We start from the raw sequence: 22,355 nt of genomic DNA on the forward strand, positions 1-22,355 counted from the left end.
TTGTGACGAAATGGTGAAATGTCCGTCGTCGCGATGCGAACATTGCCTTTTTATCGTACTTTGGATGGAAATAATATTAGTCATCGAAGTGTTCATTTTGTAGAATATAGGATAGGAGGCTGATTACATAATGGATCATGCAATTAAAATTCTTGTGGTGGATGATGAAGAAAGAATCCGCAGGCTGTTAAAGATGTATTTGGAAAGAGAGGAATACATCATCGATGAAGCTGAAAATGGTGATGAGGCATTAACGAAAGCCCTTGAAAATGAATATGACTTAATTTTATTGGATATTATGATGCCTGGTAAAGATGGAATCGAAGTTTGCCGTGAGCTCCGGGAGAAGAAAACGACACCCATCATCATGCTTACTGCTAAAGGAGAAGAAGTGAACCGGGTACAAGGGTTCGAAGTGGGAACCGATGATTATATCGTCAAACCGTTCAGCCCACGGGAAGTCGTGTTAAGGGTCAAGGCTTTATTGCGTCGATCTTCAACGACTAGTTACGTTCAGACAGAAACGACCGCAAAAGATGTGATCGTCTTCTCCCATTTAACGATCGATAATGATGCCCATAGGGTGCTGGCCGATGACAAAGAGGTTTCCCTAACTCCTAAGGAATATGAATTATTATATTTTTTAGCGAAATCACCTGACAAGGTTTTCGATCGGGAGCAGCTGTTAAAAGAAGTATGGCACTATGAATTCTTTGGAGATCTTCGAACTGTTGACACACACGTAAAACGCCTACGTGAAAAACTAAACCGAATATCGGAAAATGCAGCCAAGATGATTGTTACGGTTTGGGGTGTCGGTTACAAGTTCGAAGTCATTAATGACTGATGTTATGGGGGAGTGTCGTAGGGAAGCTTTGGGCAACGATCCTATTGCTTGTGTCATTTGTATTAATCGTTTTAACCGTTCTGCTCGTCGAATTCTTTGAGAATTTCCAAATTGAAAATATTGAAAATGATTTAACGAAAACGGCAGAACAAATCATCAAGGTAACAAATGATCATCAAGGATCAAACACGGATGTTTTACAAATTGCCTCTGAATTAATCGGTAAAGAAACGAAAATGATCATTTTGAACAATGACAAAATGGTCTTCTCATCCATCGGCGATAACGAGCTTGAGATTACACCGGAATCAATCAAGTCTGACCCCGAATTGATCAAGGTTTTTACAGAAAGGAAGACCGTCAAAAAGGAAATGGCGCTTTCTGATGATAACGGCAACGAGGAATTATCAGCAATCGTTGTAGGGGTGCCGCTTGAGTTGAATGGAGAGCAGGATGAAGTCTTCCTATTTCAATCGTTGGAGTCGATGGAAGAAACGACTAAATCGACGACCCAGTTCATTTTATTGGCAGCCGGGATCGCCATTATTTTGACGACGTTTTTTGCATTCTTTTTATCTACGAGAATCAATGCTCCATTAGTGAAGATGAGGGAAGCTGCGCTGGCGATTGCAAGAGGAAAATTCGATACAAAGGTCCCCATCCTGACTCAAGATGAGATCGGCGAGCTGGCGATAGCGTTTAATCAGATGAGAAAACAGCTGAAATTCAACATGAATGCGCTTAGCCAGGAAAAGGAGCACCTTTCTAGCATTTTAAGCAGTATGGCAGATGGGGTCATTACCTTCAATAAGGATGGCACCATCCTTGAGACGAATCCGCCAGCCGAAAGGTTCCTGCAATCCTGGTACTTCGAAAAGGGCTACAACCGGGAAGATAATGTGAATGTCCCCTTGGTGCTGATGAATCTATTTGATGAATCCGAGTCTTTGGATAAGGAACAAGTAGGGGAAATAACGTTGCAGGGCCGTGACTGGGGATTGATTGTCAGTCCCCTATATACCAATCCCAACAATATTCGGGGTGCGGTTGCCATCATCCGCGATATGAGTGATGAAAGGCGAATGGACAAACTAAGAACGGATTTCATTGCGAATGTTTCTCATGAGCTGAGAACGCCGATTTCCATGTTGCAAGGGTATAGTGAAGCGATCGTTGATGATATAGCGGGCAGCGAAGAGGAAAAGATGGAAATGGCCCGAATCATCTATGATGAGTCGTTGAGGATGGGGCGCTTAGTCAATGATTTACTCGATTTAGCTAAATTGGAATCGGGAAAAATGAATCTTAACTACGAGTGCATTCCCATTTCACCTTACTTGAAAAGGATTACTAGTAAGTTCTCCGTGCTTGCGAAAGAAAAAGGAATCTCCATATCGACGAGCCTTCAAGATAATGATATCGAATGGAATTTCGATCCAGATCGTATTGAACAGGTTTTGACGAATTTGATAGATAATGCGATTCGCCATACCCCTTCAGGTGGGAACATTGATGTCATTCAAAGGACAAGTGATCGTAGAAGCCTGGTCATAGATGTGAGGGATTCCGGATCGGGTATCCCCGAAGAGGATTTGCCATTTGTATTCGAGAGGTTTTATAAAGCGGATAAAGCCAGGACACGCGGGGCATCAGGTACGGGATTGGGATTGGCAATCGTAAAAAATATCATCAATGCCCATGATGGCTACATTTCGGTAAATAGTTTACCGGATAAAGGGACAACCTTCAGTTTTATCTTGCCTCGAATTATGGAAAATCCTGAATGAATAACAGGTTGTTTGCCAGAAAATCTTGTTTCATAAGAAACGCTGAAAACAAAGGCATTTGGATTGAATTCCAACTTGCCTTTGTTTTTTTATCAACGAAGAAGTGTTGTTATTCTAAGAATGAAGCTGGATCGTGTAACGTTTTATACAAGTTTGACGACTATATTTATGAACGGATGTGGGGAAATGATGAATTCCGTTTTCCACGATCTTTATGAAAAATATCATCAGGAAATGTATCAATTCATTTATTATATGACTAAAAATCGAGAAACGGCCGAGGATCTTGTGCAGGAGGTCTATATCAGGATCATGAAGGCTTATGAACGATTCGAAGGGAAAAGCAGTGAAAAAACCTGGATGTATTCCATTGCAAGAAATGTGACGATCGATTATTTCCGGAAACAAAAAGGATGGAAAGACAAAATTTTTGCTAACTTCGATTGGAACCGGCAATCGATTGAAGATTACCAGCCGATTCCCGAAGAAGTGGCAATCTTGAACGAGGATATCCAAAATCTTTATCAATGCTTGAACCGATGCACCACGAATCAAAGGTCCGTCATCATTCTACGATATATACAGGGAATGTCCATTGCGGAAACCGCTGAGATATTAACCTGGAGTGAAAGTAAGGTAAAAACGACCCAACACCGGGCCTTAAAGGCGATTAAAAAGCTGTTGGAAGACTTATCAGCGAAGGAGGGGAGCGGCATTGAAAAAATCCCCATGGAACGAAAACGAAATTGAAGACATGCTACGCGAGCTTCCGAAACTGAAGGACAACAGGACCAAGGAAGAGGTTATGGCGGGAATATATGCTAAAAAGAAAAAGAAACGCTCGTTACAACTAATCGCAGGGATTGCTTCCCTATTCCTGATGATTGTTTTTGCTTCAGCAATATGGATGGGAAGAGAGTATGAGGTAAGTCAAGGTGAACAGGAAAGCAATCGAAAACTATCGGTTCCTGAAAGTGAGCAATCTTCTGATTATGAAGGCCGGGGAGCAAAAACGAAAGAAAATAGCTCGGAAGATGCACAGGAGAACCAAGCGCTTTCAAGCAAGCATGCGCAAATGCAATCCAAAGACGAGGCTTTGGATATTGAGCCTTTTGCTCACGGTCAGGAGAAAGCGTTCGCACATGCGATTTACGAGGATGAACTGAAGCATTCATCCGCCATTACCTTGGGGGTACCGGATGATCAAATGAATATCATCGTACCCATCTCCATCAAGCTGAGGGCATTTGACGAATCGGATACACTAAATCAGTTGGTTAGGCAGATGGCCGCTATCGATGAAAAACGATATGGGTTAGCTGACTATTTTCCGCTTGATGTATCGTTTAATGAAGGAAACGATAAGAACACTGCTCACATAGAGTTTCAAGAGGATAGCCCACTACTTGATGATGGACTTTTTCTCCTATCCATGGAAGAAACCCTTTTATATCACAATATAGAGAAGCTGATTTTTACTACAGATGGTAAGCAAGGGGCGAGGTTTTCTCATGGGGGTTTTTTAACGAAGCTGGATATACCTCAATATAAACATCGAACGTACCTGTTATATCAAAAAAATGAATCCTCTCCAAGATTACTTGTTCCAAGCACTGCCCAATATCAGGATTTCGCAGAAGCACTTCAAGCTGGAAAAAGGCAGTCTGAAATAAACGGAATATCTCCTGCAATTCCAACAGATCTGAACTGGGAAAGAATAAAGTCTATAGGAAATCATGTGACCATTCATCTCGCAGAAGATTCGGCCTTTGAAAATAGTGAGCAAGTTCTGCAAGCTTTAGAAGCGATCCTTTTCATTGCGAAGGATTTTGGTTATGAAACAGTGAAGTTCGAAAATGCTCCAATTGAAAAAGTGGGCAATCTGGATCTAACTGGAGACATAGCAGTGCCGAGAGCCCCTAACCAAATGAAGTGAGAAGGTGGCATATTAGGTCAGGAAAAAGCAAAAGTGCCCGGGATGCGGGCACTTTTGCTTTTTTTATAATGAAATGCGGGCCATGAAGGTGATTTCTTTCGTTTCCATTAAAACTTGTTTCAGATTGTCCTCGAGCGGGGCATCAAAGCTTAATACCATGATGGCCTCTCCGCCAGCTTCTTTTCGGCCTACCTGCATCGTTGCGATGTTCACCTCGTGATCTCCAAGGATTTTTCCTACGTTTCCGATTACCCCGGGTTTATCGGTATGCTGGATATAAAGTAAATGTGCTTCCGGAAGAAAGTCAATTTTGAAACCATTCAAACTTACAATTCTTGAACCGTAATTGTCGATATGCGTACCACTGATCGTTAATTCCCGGTTATCTCCCTTAACCTTAAGGCTAATCAAGTTCGCGTATCCTAACGAGTCCGTGGAGATTTTTTCCCCGACAGTGACGCCGCGCTCTTTTGCGACGAGCAAAGCATTCACCTCATTGACGGATGCGTCAACTCTTGTTTTGAAGAAACCTGAAATTAAACTTTTCGTAAGGATCGCGGTATCAAAGTCGAGTGATTCGCCTGCGTAGGTTACCGAGATTTCCTGAATGCCTTCTTTCATGCATTGGGAAGCAATCGATCCCATTTGCTGAACGAGTTGATAGAAAGGCTGAACCTTTTCAAACACCTCTTTAGAGATGGCCGGAAGATTGATGGAACTTGAGACTGGATTTCCCGCGAAATAGGTCAATACTTCTTGTGCGACCTGTACGGCCACATTCAACTGGGCTTCTTTCGTTGATGCACCCAAATGAGGTGTGGCAATGACACTATCGAGTTCGAGCAACTTATGGCCAAATGGGGGCTCTTCGACGAAAACATCCAGTGCAGCGCCGGCAACATGACCTTGAACGATCAGTTCATATAAATCATCTTCGTCCAAAATGCCACCGCGGGCACAGTTCAGTACGTAGACGCCTTTTTTACAAGTGTTCAATTTTTCTTTATTGATTAATCCTCTCGTTTCAGCCGTTAGAGGTGTATGTACAGTAACGATGTCAGCTGTAGGAAGCAATTCATCCAAGGGCAAGGATGTGACGGACATTTTCTTGGCCCGATCAGCTGTCAGGAATGGATCATATACAATGACATCCATACCAAACACTTTAGCACGCTTTGCAATTTCCCCTCCAATCCGTCCGAATCCAACGATCCCTAATGTTTTACCGCGAAGTTCCGTACCTGTGTATGAAGAGCGCTTCCACTCGCCATTCTTTAATGAGGCGTTTGCCTGAGGAATGTGGCGCATGAGCGAAGCCATCATGGCAAACGTATGCTCAGCTGTTGAGATGGTATTGCCGTCAGGCGCATTAACCACGACGATGCCGCGTTTCGTGGCAGCTGGGATGTCAATGTTATCGACACCGACACCTGCGCGTGCGATGATTTTTAATTGTGGCATCCTGTCCATTAAATCTTCCGTGACCTTCGTTGCGCTTCTTACAAGGATAGCATCAATCTGCTCTAGTTCCTTTGCTGCTTCCTCTACCGTCTTTTGGATGAGAAGAATATTGGATGCTTCTGATAGCGGTCCGAGTCCTTCTGGTTTGATAGCATCTGCTACTAAAATCCGATACACGACTACACACCTTCCTAGTGAGAGAATTATCTTAAATTTCAGTTAATTTTACAATCGAAGTGCGGATGATGTCAATTCGGTACTCGTTTATGTAAGAGCTTTAATGAAGAGGTAGGTGATAAGTTGACCGTTCAAGTAGGCCGTATTATTGGTTTTACGACAGAAAGCTAAAGAAGAAAAATAATTTCCTTAGCTCCTCGACCTGAAAACAAATGTTGAAATTTAGTTTGTCCAAAGTTTTGGAGGTTTGTACTTAGACCGTTTCATTGCACTTCACTTGCGCCTGCGGTGTCTCCCCTTAACCGCATTTCCCGCAGGAGTGTCGCCGCCTTCCGTTCCATTCCACTTTGCATTTAATAAAATGGTTTTGCCATTACCTACAGTTTGGAGAATTTTACTTAGACCGTTCCATTTCACTTCAGGCACTTAGCTTTACAGAGGGCGGCCTGTGAGCCTCCTCAGGCTTTACGCGAGCGGGTTCACCAGCAGAAGTAGGACGTCCAAGTAATAACGGTAACTAAACACGGAAATTTTTCATACTATAACAATAAAATGCTATTCAAGAGTAAGAGTATCGGATATAATTGGATTGTTAAAACAAAAATTTTATAGGTCTATCTTCGGGGCGGGGTGCAATTCCCCACCGGCGGTGATGAAGGAAATGTCCTTCTAAGCCCGCGAGCCTTTCGGGGCAGGATTTGGTGTGAATCCAAAGCCGACAGTATAGTCTGGATGGGAGAAGATGGAGGTTCCTGATTGCGTTTCAACAATCATTTGCTGAACGTTTGTTTGATGTAACCTTTAATTTACCCCTCTAATTCGATCGGAATTAAAGGGTTTTTTATTGAACATCAACATGCTGATGGAACCCAAACCTCTTTTTCAGGTAGATCGGAAAAGAAGGAGAGAGAACTATGAAAAAGAACAAAGTGAAAAAAACGGTGACACTGGCCATGATGGGAAGCATTTCGTATTTATTGATGCTTTTGAATTTTCCGTTTCCGGGATTCCCTTCATTTCTAAATGTTGATTTTAGTGATATTCCAGCATTGATGGCTGCCTTGATTTTTGGTCCGGTCGCTGGAATCTTGGTTGAATTCATTAAAAACCTCTTGGATTTAATCATGACAGGTACGCTGACAGTTGTACCAATAGGACACATCGCTAACTTTTTAGCGGGCATCCTGTTCGTGTTGCCAACCTACTATGTGTTCAAAAAAATCAATTCGAAAAAAGGGATGACGTTCGCTTTGCTTGCGGGCACAGTTTCCATGGCGGTAGTCATGAGTGTCCTGAACTATTTTGTTTTTTTACCGGCTTACACCTTCTTTTTGGGAGCGGAAGCCATGTCGGGACCAGAATCAAGAACTCTCGTGACGACTGCGATTCTACCTTTCAACGTGATCAAGGGCTTGCTTATCACCTCTGTATTCATGTTGCTGTTCATTAAGTTACAGACATGGATCAATAAGCAAATCTTATATAAAAATGCTTAAGGGCATTGACGATTTGAACAAAAAACCGGATAGCGCTATCCGGTTTTTTTGTTGGCTATAAAAGCATGCATGAAAAAAGCCATTCTCGTTTGAAAATGGCTTGTGCGTTTATTCGTATTTTAATGCGTCCCCGTCAAAGGCCTCGTCGGCAACTTTAATAGAATCGGTTGGACACCCTTCAAATGCGTCCATCATGTCATCTATAAGTACATCCGGGATTTCCACGATTCCCTCGTTATCGTCAAGGGTAACAAAAGCGATCCCTTCGTCATCATAATCATATATATCCGGTGCTGCTGCTCCACAAGCCCCGCATGCGATGCAAGTTTCTTTATCCACAATCGTAAATTTAGCCATGAATATAACCCCTCCTTAGTTGTTTAACAACTGATAATCTTTATATCCAGATTATTATCTCTTTCTTATTGTAAGACCGAATGCCGAACTTTTCAATAGAAATTGTATTGAGAATAACTATCATAGAGCGGAATGTCAATGGAAAACATTCGAATGTTTCTTTTTGTTCGTGCCTTGCTTCGTCATATAGTCACAAATTCTTCCTTGTATTAAGCAATAAAAACGGCGATTTTTGCAGTTTTTTGATACAATAGGGATAATGGATAGATGAAATAAGGATGTGAGTCCCATGAATAATTATCTACAGGCAATCATTCTATATGCGATAAAAAAATTCCAAGGCGAGCGTTCCGTTTATGCTATATACCATATGCTGCAGGGGAAGAAGTCGTCACAAACGATTCAGGATGCCCATTTATTCGGGTTAACGGATATATTTGGGACAAAGCCTGTTATTACCCGTCAGCAACTGAATCAAAACATTGAGCAATTCAGGACCGTTGGGCTCATTAACCTAACGGATAAAACCGATGCATACGAAATTAGCGATCTGGGGGATAACGTATTAGCGGAATATTTGCTGAATAACCCGTTTCCAACCCACTTGAATGGCTGGAAATACCAAAATATCACCCCTGTATTCTGGGGCAGGTTAAATTTACTCATACAGACCATATCCCATATTGTCCACAATGAAAGACGTTTTTATCCGATACAACGAAACCCTAAAATCCAGTTTTTCGTAAAGGAATTCCTACATACCAATCGTCAAGATCGACACTTGATTGCGCAGCATTTATATGAAGAACTGGTCTCGTTATTAGAGGGTCAAGGTGATCTGAAAAGAGATATATTCATCTTGAAATTAACTGGGGTAAACAGGATTGGACTAACGTTCGAGCAGATTGCCAAAAGGAAGGGAGCAGAAGAAGAGTACGTGCGGTTCATGTTTCTTGACTCGCTGCATCAATTGCTTACTGAGTTGGGCGATGGAGCCGATCATCCCCTTTTGGCGTCGTTGACATATGATTGGAAAACGGGTGGAGATCCTCATTTGACCCAATCGACACAAACGACCTTGCACTATTTGCGGGAAGGGAGAAACATGGGTGAAATCGCTGAAATCCGCAGCTTGAAGCAAAATACCATTGAAGACCATCTCGTCGAAATTGTACTATCGGATAAAAGCTTTCCGATAGCGGATTATGTGTCACACAAAGACGAACGTGATATTGCCGCAGCAATCACGGAACTTGGCACTAAAAAGCTAAAGGCAATCAAGCAGATGGTCGATAATAAACAGATAAGCTTTTTCCAAATACGGCTTGTACTCGCGAAAATGGGTGACCAATGATGAATATGGAACGTTTCCTTAAAAAAAAATTCGGCTTTGATGAATTCCGGCCAGGACAAAAAGAAGTGATTGAATCGTTGTTGTCCGGCCGTCATACATTAGCGATGCTGCCAACTGGATCTGGTAAATCATTGTGCTATCAGCTGCCTGCTTACCTGTTGAATAAGACGGTCCTGATTGTTTCCCCGTTATTATCATTAATGCAGGATCAGGCAGATCAGCTGAAAATGAATGGCGAAAAAAGCGTTTTGACCCTCAATTCTTTTTTGACGCTTCATCAAAAAAGGGAGGCATTCGATCGGTTACATGATTACCGGTTTATCTTTTTATCCCCAGAAATGCTTAGCCTGGACGGTGTGATTCAATCTTTAAAATCAATCGAAATAGGGTTGTTCGTCATAGATGAAGCACATTGCATCTCACAATGGGGTTATGATTTTCGCCCGGATTATTTGAATTTAGGTGAAGTGAGGCGGGAGCTGAATGACCCGCTAACGTTAGCCCTGACAGCAACCGCAACCAATGGAGTCAGGGAGGACATAGTAAGTAAACTTAACATAGGACAAGCCAAGGAAATCGTTTCCTCCGTAGACCGGGAGAATATTGCGATACTGATTGAACGGATGGACGGGTACGAAGACAAGCAATCCCGTGTTCTGGAGCTAGTCAGAGAATATGCCGGCAGTGGAATCATTTATTTTTCGTCTAAAAAAGTGGCGGAAGCAGTGACCGGGTTTTTACAGGAAAATGGGATAGATAGTGTCAATTACTATCACGGCGGTATGGAACAGGAACAAAGGATGCTTATACAGCAGCAATTCATTTCCGGTCAGTTGAAAATGATCTGTGCAACAAGTGCCTTTGGGATGGGTGTAAATAAAGCGGATGTCAGATATGTTATCCATTTTCACATGCCATCGACAATGGAAGCATACCTCCAGGAAATAGGCAGGGCAGGCCGGGATCAGAAGCAAAGTGTGGCCATTTTACTATATAGTGAAGGGGATGAAGGGCTTCCCCTGCATTTAATGGAACAGCAATTGCCTACCGATGCTCAAATCGAAGGGGTTTGTTCGTACTTACACGACTCAGGCACGAGTGTAGCCAATTTCACCGTTCAAGAAAAGGAACAGCTGTCCCAATTCTTTTCCTTGAACGAAATCCAGTCTCGTTTTTTCACTCAACTCATCGAAGCCAATGAGAATCCGTTACATCAGGTGGTGAAGATGAAGGAATATTGCAAGAAGCGAAAGGTAGCGAATCAGGAAAAGCTGCATACGTTTTTGAATTGGATATATCGAAAGGAATGCCGCCGTTTAGGGGTTTTGGATTACTTTGACGAAAAACAGCAGGCGGTAAATCAGCAATGCTGTGATAACTGCGGAATGAACGCGCAAAAAATGATTGATGTATGGCCTGATGTTTTGCTCGATCAGGTTAATTCCTATTCCACGTGGAAAGAGGAATTGGCCTTCATCTTATTGAAGAGGGAAAATGGTAATGAAAAATAAGCAGGCTGAGTTAATTAAACAACTGACAAATAAACAGTTGCTCCTTAATTTGTTTCTTACACAAAGTATTCTCTTAACGTTGGCATTTTTTTTAGGTATTATTTTATTTAAAGACCGTTCTGCATTTTTCAATTTATTTATCTTCGATGACCTTAACATTTTTCTGATCGGTGTTCCCGCTGGAGTTCTGGTGGTGGTCTTGGATGTTGTATTGATGAAAGTGACACCGTCTTCCTATCAGGATGATGGTGGAATCAATGAACGCATTTTCAGCAATTTGTCATATTCAATGATTTTTGTCGTGGCCGCAGTGGTAGCGATAAGTGAAGAATTATTATTTCGTGGAGTGTTGCAAACCCATTTTGGCCTGCTTTGGACGAGCATCATATTCGCAGTCATTCATTATCGTTACTTGTTTAATTGGTTTTTATTTTTAAATGTATTGGTTTTGAGCTTTTTTATCGGATTTCTATTCGAATGGACCGATAATATCATCGTGACGATAATAGCCCATTTTTTGATTGACTTTATTCTTGGTGTATTAATTAGGAACAAAAGCAAAAAGCATGGAACAAGAAGGGGGGTGACTTGAGTGAATCGTGTGCAAAAGAGTGAAAGGGAAAACGATCAGGCGGGTGAACTTCGTTCGCGAATTGAACGTCATAAGGCTAAGTCATTGCCTAAGCGCAGTAAAGTTCATAAAAAGAAAAAAAGTAAGGTGAAGTTTAAGTTTCCGATCATTCAGGCATTGGCGTTGTTTTTCATCTTGCTTCCGATTGGTTTTTACAACCTTTATACATATCTTCAGAAATTACCAGATCAAGATCCTAAACCTAACACAATCGTTGTTGATAACAGTAAGGATGAGAAAGAAGCAATTCCAACTACAGCAACTGCAAATGATTTGAAAGGTAAGGATGACAAAGAATCTCCGAAGTCAGAAGCGATGATAGAGAAAGAAGAAGCGAAGGCTAAGGCGGAGGCAGAGGAGCAAAAGGCTGAAGAACAGGAACAAGCAAAGAAAAAGGCTGAGAAGGCCAAAGCCCAGCAAGAAGCCGAAGAGAAGGCCAAAGCGAAGCGAGAAGCTGAAGAAAAGGCCAGGGCTCAGCAACTAGCTGACGAAAAAGCCAAGCAGGAAGCTGCAGAAAAGAAGAAAGCAGCCCAAAACGTTCAAGCCGCAAAACCTGATAGTGATGAGTATAAGGTTCTCTTACATACCGTTAAAGCGCAGGAAACCCTTTTCCGGATTTCAATGAATTATTATAAATCGCAGGAAGGCATTGCACTGATCAGGGAGTGGAATGGACTGAATGGCAATGAAATCTCCAATGGGCAGGTTTTGAAAATCCCTATTAAGAAATAATGATAACACCCTGCCTGATTGGTAGGGTGTTATTTTCTGGATCCTTCTTTCCGTATACGGCAAAATCTTGATGGATGGGCACTTAATCATTTTTTTCTGGACAGCTTCATATCATGTCTTTAAGAGAATGAAGGGGGAAAAAGAATGGAATCGACAATCATTTTATTGGATGAAAAGACGGACCAAGCAACAAAACAAATGCTGCAGAATGTCGTGGACCGAAAAAAAAAGTTCGAGGCTCTAAAAAAGAAGCACCTAAAAAGCTTGTGGGCGACCATGATTGTTGCCGCTTTTTTTTTGATTTACCTTTATCTTTATATTGTGATACCTTATTCCTATTCTTTTTTTACTATGTTTAGTGTTTTCGTCGACCATTTCAGCCATTTTCTTTTCTTGGCTGCGGCTATTGGGCTTTATGGATATATGGTGATGATCAAGAAAAACCTTGATAAAGCGGAAAAAGAGTTCCAGCTACTTCGTTGTGAGATCATTAATAAAAGCAAGCAACTGTGGGAAAAAGAGGAAGAGTGGAAAAGCCGCCATAAGGTTTTTGAAATGATGAAGAAAAATTTTGATATAAACTTATATCATGAAAATAAATGATGGCAAGTTAAATGGTATATGATTGCGGGTCACATGAAATTATGGTTACATGAAGGTAACGCTCGGGCTTAGAATGGAAAGAAGGTTTAATGAAAAATGTTATGGGTATCTGGATTATTCATTTTCATCATCGTGGTGTTGTTTGTCTTGGTATTTTACATGTGGCGAACGGCTATGCAAGATAGGTTGATTTTTCAACATTTATATTTCAATAACTTTCCTGAAGGGTTTGGCGATATGCGGATTTTTTTCATATCGGATATTCATCGAAGGATCATTTCGGATCGATTGATTGAAGGCGCACTTGGAAAAGTAGATTTGGTAATTATCGGCGGGGACTTAAGAGAAGGCGGGGTGCCTCTTTTGCGTGTGGAAAAAAACCTTTTGAAATTGAAAGAGCTTGGTCCCCTTTATTTTGTATGGGGAAATAATGATTACGAAGGTGATTTCCATGAATTGGATGCAACGCTTCTAAAGCACGGGGTAAAGATCCTTGATAATACAGCTGTTTCCTTTGAGTCTCAAAACGGCAAGCAAATCGCTTTATTGGGCATTGACGATATCACGGAAGAACGAGATAGGCTTGACCTTGCCCTTTCGGATTGCGGGAATGAACCATTTAGGGTTTTGGTGAGTCATAACCCTTTGGTCAAGGAACAGCTCATGCCTGAACACCGGATCAGCCTTGTTCTATCAGGTCATACCCACGGTGGGCAAATTCGACTGTTTGGCTTCGGTCCGTATCAGATCGGCGGTATAAGAAGAGAAGGAAACTGCTTGTATGTGACGAGCAATGGCTATGGGACAAGCGCTGTCCCTTTAAGGCTTGAGGCTAGGCCGGAAACGCACCTATTCACTTTGAAAAGGGGAAAACGAACGGAAATGGGCGAAGCGGTGGAGAAGGCCTATTAAGCGGTTTTTAACGGCAGCATATCGTAATTTTACAGGTAAAAAAGAATCCACTATAATGTCAAAATGAACGTTCAATTATTGGAGGCCTTGAGTAAACGATGCAAGAAGGTAAATATAATATAAAGGCAGTTTCAAAATTGCTAAACATTCAGCCAGGCACGCTAAGGGCATGGGAAAGGCGCTATAAGTTCATCGAACCTGTCAGAAATGAGTCAGGCCACAGGCTGTATACGGAAAAACATTTGCAATCCCTTAAATGGCTCATCAATAAAACCGAACAAGGCTTCACGATAAGCCAAGCCGTGTCCCTTCTTGAAAGCAGTGGGTCTGAAGAACGTGGATTAACGGAAAACCGGAAGGATGAGCAGACGATCAAGCTTTCCGATGACTTGGTTGAAGCCTTATTGAATTTCAATGAAAATAAAGCGCAAATGCTGATCAGCCAAGCCTTCAGTATGTATACAATTGAACATACGATAGTGAATGTTCTTGGTTCCATCCTAGTTCTATTAGGCGATAAATGGGAAAAAGGAGAAATCACTTCCGCTCATGAACACTTCGCGTCGAACATCTTAAAGGCAAGAATCAGTTCGATCATGCATACGATACCGACCAATGGCTTTCTTCCTAAAGCTCTAACTGTTTGTGCCCCGGGTGAAAAGCATGAGTTCGGTCTGCTGATTTTCACGATTTTTTTGAAACGGAAAGGGTATGAAACCATTTATTTGGGGGAATCCATTGCCGATAACGATCTTTTTGCCGTATTGGAAATTATAAAGCCCCGATATCTATTCATGTCATGTTCACTGCAACAAAACCTTGAAGCTACGCTACAGCTTGTTGAAGCGTTAAAAAGCAGATTCCCGGATGTGAAGGTAGGTGTTGGAGGAGCGGCGCTTAGCCTTTTATCCGAAGAAAAGCGTGAAGCTCTATGCGATGTAGTGATGGGGGAAACGCAAGCAGATTGGGAAAAATGGCTGAAGGTTTAGTGACATATTTAAGCGGAATAGTGGATATGCACCCTGCGACCAAGGCTTCATATGATGTATGAAGATGGTAACCAGGGGGCATTTTTTTATGAAGCTGGAGCGATTAACTAATAATAAAATCAAGATTTTTTTGACCCTTGATGATTTAATTGATAGAGGGATTACCAAAGAAGATATTTTAGGGAACTCTTTAAAGGTCCATAAGCTATTTCAGGATATGGTCGAAGAAGCGTGCGAAGAACTCAGCTTTAAAATGAGTGGTTCCATTGCAATCGAGATATTTTCCCTGCCAGCCCAAGGCCTGATCATCATCGTTACAAAGGATGAAGAAGAATTATTGGCTGACGAAGATGAATTCTTGGATTTACAAGTGAAAATCGATGATTTCCCCCATATTTTGTATGTTTTTGATGAGTTCGAGGATATTGTCCAATTATCTCATAGATTATCTATACAAGGCTTACTAAAAAGTAATCTTTATCATTATGAGGGAAAGTATTATTTACTTATCGAAAATGTCAAAGACACGACCTATGACATGGTCATTTCCTTAGCTGCCGAGTATGGCCATGCTTCAACGCTCACTCTTTGCCGTATCAATGAATATGGAACATGTATCATCGAGAATGATGCGATACATGTTTTGATTTCACACTTTAGTTAGCTGCAAAGACAAGGAGACAAGACAGGCACATCGTCGAAAATCATGCGGTTTGTCTGGATTGTCTCACCTTTTTGGAAGAAGTAATGATTCGGATTACAATCGGCATGATAACGGTTTCATTATTTGAATATTTCCAACTTTTAATTTCCCATTTTTACTCTTGCATAAATGTAACGAAGGTGTATACTAGCACATGAAGAGGACTATTTGTTTATTATAATTTAAATATACGGATGAGATTTTCTAGGAGGTACTTTTAATGGAATCGGCAAAAGGCAATGGCCACGTAAATGAAGAAGAAAAACATGATGTATTGAGATCCACTCAAACTGTCATACATAAAGCTTTGGATAAGCTTGGTTACCCGGAGGAAGTTTACGAGCTGTTGAAGGAACCATTGCGCTTATTGACGGTAAAGATACCGGTTCGCATGGACGATGGTTCTGTAAAAATCTTCACAGGTTATAGGGCACAGCATAATGATGCTGTGGGGCCAACTAAGGGTGGTATCCGTTTTCACCCTGATGTAACGGAACGTGAAGTGAAGGCATTATCCATTTGGATGAGCTTGAAATGCGGTATCGTTGATTTGCCTTATGGCGGTGGTAAAGGCGGTATCGTTTGTGATCCTCGTAATATGTCCTTCCGTGAATTGGAAAGACTAAGCCGGGGCTATGTTCGCGCAATCAGCCAAATCGTCGGGCCGACTAAAGATATCCCGGCACCTGATGTATTTACGAATTCTCAGATCATGGCTTGGATGATGGATGAATACAGCCGTATGGATGAATTCAACTCACCAGGATTCATTACGGGTAAACCGCTTGTACTGGGTGGTTCTCATGGCCGTGAATCAGCAACAGCTAAGGGTGTAACGATTTGTATCAATGAGGCTGCCAAGAAGCGCGGCATTGATATTAAAGGGGCACGTGTCGTCATTCAAGGGTTTGGTAATGCAGGAAGTTTCTTGGCTAAATTCATGCATGATGCAGGTGCTAAGGTGATTGGGATTTCAGATGCATACGGTGCTCTTCATGACCCTGAAGGCTTGGATATCGATTATCTTCTTGACCGGAGAGATAGTTTCGGAACCGTAACGAAGCTGTTCAAAACCACAATCTCGAATAAAGAACTGCTTGAATTGGAATGTGACATTTTGGTCCCGGCTGCAATCGAAAACCAAATCACCGAAGAAAATGCGGCTGATATTAAAGCTTCGATCGTGGTCGAGGCAGCAAATGGACCTACGACAATCGAAGCGACACAAATCCTAACGGACCGCGGCATCCTGCTTGTTCCTGATGTCCTGGCTTCTGCTGGCGGAGTTACGGTTTCGTACTTCGAGTGGGTACAAAACAATCAAGGGTACTACTGGTCTGAAGAAGAAGTGGACGAAAAACTGGAAAAAATCCTTGTGAAATCTTTTAATAATATCTATGAACTCGCACAATCGAGACGTGTTGATATGCGTTTAGCGGCATATATGATTGGCGTAAGGAAAATGGCTGAAGCTTCACGCTTCCGCGGTTGGATCTAACAGCTGTAAATCATCTATGGCAAATAGATAAAAATGTGTTCATTGCATTATTATTGAAATGATTTGTAAAAACTCCTATCATGTATTGATAGGAGTTTTTATGTTTGATGAACGAATTACACAGTGTATGGAAAGGCAGTGGAGTGAAAATGAATGTTGAAGAAGTCATTATCATAGGTGGGGGCCCTTGTGGATTGGCTGCTGCAATCGCGCTTAAAGAAGCGGGAATACAGTCCCTGATTATCGAAAAAGGCAACGTGGTGGATTCAATCCATCGTTATCCTACACACCAAACTTTTTTCAGTTCAAGCGAGAAATTGGAAATCGGCGATACCGCGTTTATTATTGAAAACCGAAAACCCGTTCGTAGCCAGGCACTTGCCTATTATCGGGAGGTGGTCAGAAGGAAAGACTTACGGGTCAACAAATTCGAAAAAGTGGAAATGGTGGAGAAACGGGTAGATGGGAAATTTTCCGTTAAGACAACCAAAGGTGACTATTCAGCCTTGCAGGTGATTGTCGCGACAGGATATTACGATCATCCGAATTATATGTGCATACCTGGCGAACAGCTCCCGAAAGTGTTTCATTATTTCAAGGAGGGTCACCCTTACTTTAAATGTGATGTTGCAGTGATTGGCGGTAAAAACTCAAGTGTGGATGCGGCGCTGGAATTGGTCAAATCCGGTGCACGAGTGACCGTCCTCTATAGGGGAACCGAATATTCCCCAAGCATCAAACCATGGATACTCCCGGAATTCGAAGCTTTGGTACGCAATGGAACAATCAAGATGGAATTTAATGCGAACGTCGACAGAATTACGGAAGATCGCGTCATATACCATGTGGATGAAGAAGAAAAGGAGATAAAAAATGATTTTGTGTTTGCGATGACGGGGTACCATCCGGATCATTCCTTTTTAGCTTCAATGGGCATAAATATTGATAAGGTAACGGGAAGGCCAACCTATAACGAGGAAACGATGGAGACGAACGTCAAAGGAATCTATATTGCCGGAGTTCTTGCAGCTGGGAATAATGCCAACGAAATCTTCATTGAAAACGGCAGGTTCCATGGCGGTTTGATTGCCAAGCATTTGATCGATAAATAAAGCTAAGTCAATGAAAAGGAGCTTACAGGAGCATGGAGAAAATATCATTGATAACGACAGGCGGGACCATTGCCAGTAAAGAAACCACGAACGGTATGTTAGCTTCTGGTGCGTTGAGCGGGCAGGAATTGGCATCCATTTGTGAATTACCCAACGATATCGAGGTTAAAGTGGTCGACCTTTTCCAGATTTCAAGTATGTCCATGACATTTGGGAAAATGGAAAAACTTAAACTAGCGATAAAAAAAGAATTGGAAGACCCGCAAGTTACGGGAATAGTCGTGACCCATGGTACGGATACATTGGAGGAAACGGCATATTTCCTTGATATTACGAATAAAGATCAACGACCGATCGTTGTAACGGGATCACAGCGTTCTCCAAAAGAAGTTGGAACTGATGTATATTCGAATTTAAGGAATTCGATCTTATGCGCTGCGAGTGACCTGCTCAAGGATGTAGGTGTGGTGGTCGTGTTTAACGAGAGGATTTATTCTGCAAAATATGTTAAAAAGGTACATGCTTCCAATTTACAAGGGTTCGAATCTTTTGGTTATGGATATTTAGGCATAATTGATAACGATGTCGTCAGCATCTACCAAAAACCGTTACATAGGGAGTATTATGAGACTCATAACCGCATCCCGAGAGTGGATATCATCAAGTGCCATACGGGAGCTGATGGCCTCTTTATCGAGTCAGCGGTCAATAACGGTGCGATGGGGATCGTGCTTGAAGGTGTGGGCAGGGGGCAGGTTACGCCGGAGATGGTACACTCGATTCAAGCTTCCATCGATCAAGGCATCACGATCGTCATGACTACAAGCGCTGAAGAAGGAAAGGTTTATCCAGCCTATGATTATGAAGGCAGTGCCTTCGATTTGAAGCAGCGCGGCGTGATATTAGGTGCCGATTATGACAGCAAGAAGGCCAGGATCAAGCTGGCTGTCGTGCTGGCAAGCGAAAACGCAGTCGATGAAACCTTCTTTAAGTACTGAATGTATAGATACGGTAAAATAAATGCTGGAAGACTTGATTCTTGGATTTAGTTTTTCTTCATTCCATGTTACGATTAAGGAAAAGAAGAGGAAAAGAGGGTCAGCTAATGCTGGTCATGATGTCAGCGGCTATTGCGCCAGGATTGGCGCTTCTCAGCTATTTTTATTTGAAGGATCAATATGAAACAGAACCGATATCGGTTGTGGTCAAAACTTTTTTATTCGGCGTCTTTCTCGTATTGCCGATTATGTTCATACAATATGTGCTTGAAACGGAGCATATTTTGAATACAGACTTAGCAAATGCCTTTTTATGGGCAGCATTGCTTGAGGAATTCTTCAAGTGGTTCATCCTCATATATGTTATCTATCAGCATGTAGCCTTCGATGAGCCATATGACGGGATCGTGTACGGTGCGGCCGTATCGCTTGGATTCGCAACGATGGAGAATATTTTATATTTGCTGGCAAATGGAGTGGAACATGCTTTTATCAGAGCCGTTCTTCCTGTATCCAGTCATGCCTTGTTCGGTGTCATTATGGGGTATTACTTGGGCAAGGCAAAATTTTCGGCCTCAAATAATAGATCTTATTTATTGTTGGCACTAGTCATCCCGATATCATTACATGGTGTGTATGACTATATTTTAGTGTCCCAAAAATTCTGGATATACTTCATTATGCCCTTTATGATTTACCTTTGGTGGTTAGGGATGAAAAAAGTGAAAAAAGCCCGAATATTATCTGATTTTCATGCAGAAAAACTGTCTCGAAATCAATTTATAAGCAAATGATGGAAATCTACTAAACGGAGTGTTGGCATATTTTGCCCGCTCTGTTTTTTTTATGGATTGGAATAAAAAAGACAGGTAAGAAGAAAATAGAATTACATTAATTCAAGAAAAAGAGGAGTGTTTTTGATGAAAGGAATTTCGTCAAAATGGAAATGGCTTTTGCTGTTTTCGTGTATAACAATATGTTTCGGAATTTACCCGGAAGCAAGAACAAATGCCTTTTCGAGCCAAATCATTCAAAAAGGTGCGGTTGGAGATGATGTAATCGAACTACAGGCACGCTTGCAAAACATCGGTTACTATCGTGGAAAGATTGATGGGGTTTACGGATGGGGCACTTATTGGGCACTCCGGAACTTTCAACAAGATTTCGGGCTGCCGATCGATGGTATCGCAGGAGCAACAACCAAACAGAAGTTGACGAATGCGTCTAATTTCAATAAAGCATGGGTTCATGAGCAGATCAATAAAGGAAACGAGTTCACCTATTATGGGGGAGTCCCCATTGAAAATCAGGTAAAAGCGAAAGGAAATGGATCTGGTGGGTCCGCTTCCAAAAAGACACCTTCCGATACAACGACATCAGCCAATCTTCCAGGCGGTTATTCTCAAAACGATATACAGCTGATGGCCAATGCCGTTTATGGGGAGTCTCGTGGTGAGCCATATACGGGGCAGGTTGCCGTTGCAGCGGTCATTTTAAACAGGGTGGAAAGTGCCGCTTTCCCTAACTCGATTTCGGGCGTGATTTTTGAACCTGGGGCCTTTACCGCTGTTGCGGATGGGCAGATATGGCTGACCCCGAACGAACGGGCAAAAGAAGCTGTCGTGGATGCCATCAATGGGTGGGATCCAAGTGAGAATGCCGAATATTACTTTAATCCCGAAACGGCAACGAGCAAATGGATTTGGTCGAGACCGCAAATCAAAAAAATCGGAAAACATATCTTTTGTAATTAAAGAGGTGGATGTACATGATCAGGAATATAGTCATTGCCCTGCTTGTTGTAGGTGTAGCAGGAACTGCATTCTGGGGTTACCAAGAACATAAGGAAAAAAATGCTGTATTAATCCATGCTGAAAATTCGTATCAGCGCGCCTTTCATGATTTAAGCTATCAAGTGGATTTATTGCACGATAAGGTAGGAAGTACGTTGGCGATGAATACACGACATTCATTAAGTCCAGCATTAACGGATGTTTGGAGGATCACTTCAGAAGCCCAAAGCGATGTCGGACAGTTGCCTTTGACCCTGCTTCCTTTTAATAAGACGGAAGAATTTTTATCGAAAATTGCGGACTTCAGTTATAAAACAGCTGTACGTGACCTTGAAAAGGAACCGTTGAATGATCAGGAATATTCAACTTTACAATCCTTGTATGCACAGGCAGCAGATGTACAGGGCGAATTGAGGAAGGTGCAATATTTAACCCTCAAAAACCATTTAAGATGGATGGATGTGGAAATGGCCCTTGCAACCGGAAAAGAAAATTCGGATAACACGATCATTGACGGATTGAAGACGGTCGAGAAAAAAGTTACCGGGTATGGGGAAGCGAATGAAATGAATCCGACCTTCACCTCATCCGAACAAAGGGATGAAAACTTTAAAAATTTACAAGGTAAACCGATTTCTAAAAAAGAAGCGATTGCTACGGCAAAAAGTTATACACATTCAAAAAGTGGAAATGTGGAAGTTAATGTGGAAGAAAACGGAAAAGGCTCCGGTTATGGTTTTTATAGCGTTAGTATTTTGGATAAAGATTCCAATGCAGAATTGAATATGGATTTGACGAAAAAAGGCGGTTACCCTATCTGGTATATCAATAATAGGGATGTTAACAAAACAAATATCGATCTGAATCAAGCCTATACAAAAGCCCAAGAATTTCTTAAAGAACATGATTTCAATTCACTTGAGTTATTCGAGAGCGCACAGTACGATAACATCGCTTTATTGAATTTCGTGTCCTCCGAGAATGGTGTCAAGATTTATCCAGATTCAGTCAAGATCAAAATCGCATTGGATGACGGTGCTGTTATAGGATTCTCGGCGGATGAGTATTTAAAAGCACATAAAACGAGGGAAATCGCCACTCCTACAATATCCGAGAAAGAAGCCAGGGATAAAATCAACGTAAATGTAAAGATCATGGAAGAGGGAAAAGCACTAATCATTAATGATCTTGGCAAAGAAGTTCTTTGTTTTGAATTTCTTGGTACAATTAAGGAAGATACATACCGTATTTTCATTAATGCCGATACTGGCCAAGAAGAAAAGGTAGAGAAATTGAAGAATTCCGAACCGGTATACGAGAATTTAATCTAGTTTATTATCCAGCTTCACTTTGCAATGGGGAAAAGTGCCTAGTCACTTTTCCTTTTTCTCATTTCATGACATAATAATATAAATCATTATTAAGTTAAATGGGAAAATTGGCGGGTAATGGGATGTT

Annotated in this window: 21 protein-coding genes and 1 riboswitch; of the genes, 19 read left to right on the forward strand and 2 right to left on the reverse strand. The window is 41.7% G+C overall.

Going from position 1 to position 22,355, the window contains the following annotated elements; translation table 11 throughout:
• Positions 1-130 precede the first annotated feature (130 nt).
• From ASU00_RS15255 to ASU00_RS15270, 4 genes are all read left to right on the forward strand, one after another.
• The gene (locus ASU00_RS15255) at positions 131-847 is read left to right on the forward strand and encodes a response regulator (RefSeq protein WP_057914331.1); all 717 of its coding nucleotides are present in this window, start codon (positions 131-133) and stop codon (positions 845-847) included.
• Positions 844-2,634, forward strand: a complete 1,791-nt coding sequence (locus ASU00_RS15260) for an ATP-binding protein (protein WP_057914332.1) — start codon at positions 844-846, stop codon at positions 2,632-2,634. Before ASU00_RS15255 ends, ASU00_RS15260 begins: the two co-directional genes overlap by 4 nt.
• Before the next feature lie 189 nt (positions 2,635-2,823).
• Positions 2,824-3,384, forward strand: a complete 561-nt coding sequence (sigX, locus tag ASU00_RS15265) for an RNA polymerase sigma factor SigX (protein ID WP_057914411.1) — start codon at positions 2,824-2,826, stop codon at positions 3,382-3,384.
• Complete coding sequence (locus tag ASU00_RS15270) at positions 3,350-4,570, forward strand: hypothetical protein (RefSeq protein ID WP_057914333.1); 1,221 nt, start codon at positions 3,350-3,352, stop codon at positions 4,568-4,570. Before sigX ends, ASU00_RS15270 begins: the two co-directional genes overlap by 35 nt.
• Before the next feature lie 63 nt (positions 4,571-4,633).
• Here the strand turns inward: ASU00_RS15270 and serA are convergent, their stop codons facing one another.
• A complete protein-coding gene (serA, locus tag ASU00_RS15275) occupies positions 4,634-6,208 on the reverse strand; it encodes a phosphoglycerate dehydrogenase (protein WP_057914334.1) in 1,575 nt (524 codons plus the stop codon).
• A 612-nt stretch (positions 6,209-6,820) separates the two neighbouring features.
• Positions 6,821-6,956, forward strand: a riboswitch (FMN riboswitch).
• A 166-nt stretch (positions 6,957-7,122) separates the two neighbouring features.
• On the opposite strand from serA, the gene ASU00_RS15280 reads away from it, so the two are divergent.
• Complete coding sequence (locus ASU00_RS15280) at positions 7,123-7,704, forward strand: ECF transporter S component (RefSeq protein ID WP_057914335.1); 582 nt, start codon at positions 7,123-7,125, stop codon at positions 7,702-7,704.
• A 108-nt stretch (positions 7,705-7,812) separates the two neighbouring features.
• Here the strand turns inward: ASU00_RS15280 and ASU00_RS15285 are convergent, their stop codons facing one another.
• Positions 7,813-8,061, reverse strand: coding sequence for a ferredoxin (locus ASU00_RS15285; protein WP_057914336.1), 249 nt, complete (start codon positions 8,059-8,061; stop codon positions 7,813-7,815).
• A 289-nt stretch (positions 8,062-8,350) separates the two neighbouring features.
• Here ASU00_RS15285 and ASU00_RS15290 point away from each other — a divergent pair, with 289 nt between their 5' ends.
• From ASU00_RS15290 to ypeB, 14 genes are all read left to right on the forward strand, one after another.
• Positions 8,351-9,415: a YpbB family protein gene (locus ASU00_RS15290; protein ID WP_057914337.1), complete on the forward strand. Its 1,065-nt coding sequence runs from the start codon at positions 8,351-8,353 to the stop codon at positions 9,413-9,415.
• Positions 9,415-10,926, forward strand: coding sequence for a RecQ family ATP-dependent DNA helicase (locus tag ASU00_RS15295; RefSeq protein ID WP_057914338.1), 1,512 nt, complete (start codon positions 9,415-9,417; stop codon positions 10,924-10,926). The genes ASU00_RS15290 and ASU00_RS15295 overlap by 1 nt, the downstream gene beginning before the upstream one ends.
• Positions 10,916-11,518, forward strand: coding sequence for a CPBP family intramembrane glutamic endopeptidase (locus ASU00_RS15300; protein ID WP_057914339.1), 603 nt, complete (start codon positions 10,916-10,918; stop codon positions 11,516-11,518). Before ASU00_RS15295 ends, ASU00_RS15300 begins: the two co-directional genes overlap by 11 nt.
• Positions 11,519-12,289, forward strand: a complete 771-nt coding sequence (locus ASU00_RS15305) for a LysM peptidoglycan-binding domain-containing protein (protein ID WP_057914340.1) — start codon at positions 11,519-11,521, stop codon at positions 12,287-12,289.
• 144 nt (positions 12,290-12,433) lie between these two features.
• On the forward strand, positions 12,434-12,892 hold the full coding sequence (locus ASU00_RS15310) for a YpbF family protein (RefSeq protein WP_057914341.1): 459 nt from the start codon (positions 12,434-12,436) through the stop codon (positions 12,890-12,892).
• 96 nt (positions 12,893-12,988) lie between these two features.
• Positions 12,989-13,804, forward strand: a complete 816-nt coding sequence (locus tag ASU00_RS15315) for a metallophosphoesterase (RefSeq protein WP_057914342.1) — start codon at positions 12,989-12,991, stop codon at positions 13,802-13,804.
• 98 nt (positions 13,805-13,902) lie between these two features.
• Positions 13,903-14,793, forward strand: a complete 891-nt coding sequence (locus ASU00_RS15320) for a MerR family transcriptional regulator (RefSeq protein WP_057914343.1) — start codon at positions 13,903-13,905, stop codon at positions 14,791-14,793.
• Between the two features lie 88 nt (positions 14,794-14,881).
• Positions 14,882-15,457 carry a genetic competence negative regulator gene (locus ASU00_RS15325; protein WP_057914344.1) on the forward strand — a complete coding sequence of 192 codons (576 nt, stop codon included), beginning with the start codon at positions 14,882-14,884 and terminating at the stop codon, positions 15,455-15,457.
• A 259-nt stretch (positions 15,458-15,716) separates the two neighbouring features.
• Positions 15,717-16,994, forward strand: coding sequence for a Glu/Leu/Phe/Val family dehydrogenase (locus ASU00_RS15330; protein WP_057914345.1), 1,278 nt, complete (start codon positions 15,717-15,719; stop codon positions 16,992-16,994).
• A gap of 149 nt (positions 16,995-17,143) precedes the next feature.
• Complete coding sequence (locus tag ASU00_RS15335) at positions 17,144-18,106, forward strand: YpdA family putative bacillithiol disulfide reductase (protein ID WP_057914412.1); 963 nt, start codon at positions 17,144-17,146, stop codon at positions 18,104-18,106.
• Positions 18,107-18,138: 32 nt separating this feature from the next.
• Entirely contained in the window at positions 18,139-19,104 is a 966-nt protein-coding gene (locus tag ASU00_RS15340; protein WP_057914346.1) for an asparaginase, read from the forward strand.
• 107 nt (positions 19,105-19,211) lie between these two features.
• A complete protein-coding gene (prsW, locus tag ASU00_RS15345; RefSeq protein ID WP_057914347.1) occupies positions 19,212-19,898 on the forward strand; it encodes a glutamic-type intramembrane protease PrsW in 687 nt (228 codons plus the stop codon).
• A 126-nt stretch (positions 19,899-20,024) separates the two neighbouring features.
• Positions 20,025-20,858, forward strand: coding sequence for a spore cortex-lytic enzyme (sleB, locus tag ASU00_RS15350; RefSeq protein WP_057914348.1), 834 nt, complete (start codon positions 20,025-20,027; stop codon positions 20,856-20,858).
• Positions 20,859-20,872: 14 nt separating this feature from the next.
• A complete protein-coding gene (gene ypeB, locus ASU00_RS15355) occupies positions 20,873-22,228 on the forward strand; it encodes a germination protein YpeB (protein WP_057914349.1) in 1,356 nt (451 codons plus the stop codon).
• Positions 22,229-22,355 lie beyond the last annotated feature (127 nt).

This window comes from Peribacillus muralis, assembly GCF_001439925.1.
Classification (GTDB): domain Bacteria; phylum Bacillota; class Bacilli; order Bacillales; family DSM-1321; genus Peribacillus; species Peribacillus muralis.

Bases quoted from the DNA above. Each gene is read 5' to 3' on its own strand.
- ASU00_RS15255 (WP_057914331.1), top strand. From the start codon at position 131: ATGGATCATGCAATTAAAATTCTTGTGGTGGATGATGAAGAAAGAATC.
- sigX (WP_057914411.1), top strand. From the start codon at position 2,824: ATGAATTCCGTTTTCCACGATCTTTATGAAAAATATCATCAGGAAATG.
- ASU00_RS15280 (WP_057914335.1), top strand. From the start codon at position 7,123: ATGAAAAAGAACAAAGTGAAAAAAACGGTGACACTGGCCATGATGGGA.
- ASU00_RS15285 (WP_057914336.1), bottom strand. From the start codon at position 8,061: ATGGCTAAATTTACGATTGTGGATAAAGAAACTTGCATCGCATGCGGG.
- ASU00_RS15290 (WP_057914337.1), top strand. From the start codon at position 8,351: ATGAATAATTATCTACAGGCAATCATTCTATATGCGATAAAAAAATTC.
- ASU00_RS15295 (WP_057914338.1), top strand. From the start codon at position 9,415: ATGAATATGGAACGTTTCCTTAAAAAAAAATTCGGCTTTGATGAATTC.
- ASU00_RS15300 (WP_057914339.1), top strand. From the start codon at position 10,916: ATGAAAAATAAGCAGGCTGAGTTAATTAAACAACTGACAAATAAACAG.
- ASU00_RS15310 (WP_057914341.1), top strand. From the start codon at position 12,434: ATGGAATCGACAATCATTTTATTGGATGAAAAGACGGACCAAGCAACA.
- ASU00_RS15315 (WP_057914342.1), top strand. From the start codon at position 12,989: ATGTTATGGGTATCTGGATTATTCATTTTCATCATCGTGGTGTTGTTT.
- ASU00_RS15320 (WP_057914343.1), top strand. From the start codon at position 13,903: ATGCAAGAAGGTAAATATAATATAAAGGCAGTTTCAAAATTGCTAAAC.
- ASU00_RS15325 (WP_057914344.1), top strand. From the start codon at position 14,882: ATGAAGCTGGAGCGATTAACTAATAATAAAATCAAGATTTTTTTGACC.
- ASU00_RS15330 (WP_057914345.1), top strand. From the start codon at position 15,717: ATGGAATCGGCAAAAGGCAATGGCCACGTAAATGAAGAAGAAAAACAT.
- ASU00_RS15335 (WP_057914412.1), top strand. From the start codon at position 17,144: ATGAATGTTGAAGAAGTCATTATCATAGGTGGGGGCCCTTGTGGATTG.
- ASU00_RS15340 (WP_057914346.1), top strand. From the start codon at position 18,139: ATGGAGAAAATATCATTGATAACGACAGGCGGGACCATTGCCAGTAAA.
- prsW (WP_057914347.1), top strand. From the start codon at position 19,212: ATGCTGGTCATGATGTCAGCGGCTATTGCGCCAGGATTGGCGCTTCTC.
- sleB (WP_057914348.1), top strand. From the start codon at position 20,025: ATGAAAGGAATTTCGTCAAAATGGAAATGGCTTTTGCTGTTTTCGTGT.
- ypeB (WP_057914349.1), top strand. From the start codon at position 20,873: ATGATCAGGAATATAGTCATTGCCCTGCTTGTTGTAGGTGTAGCAGGA.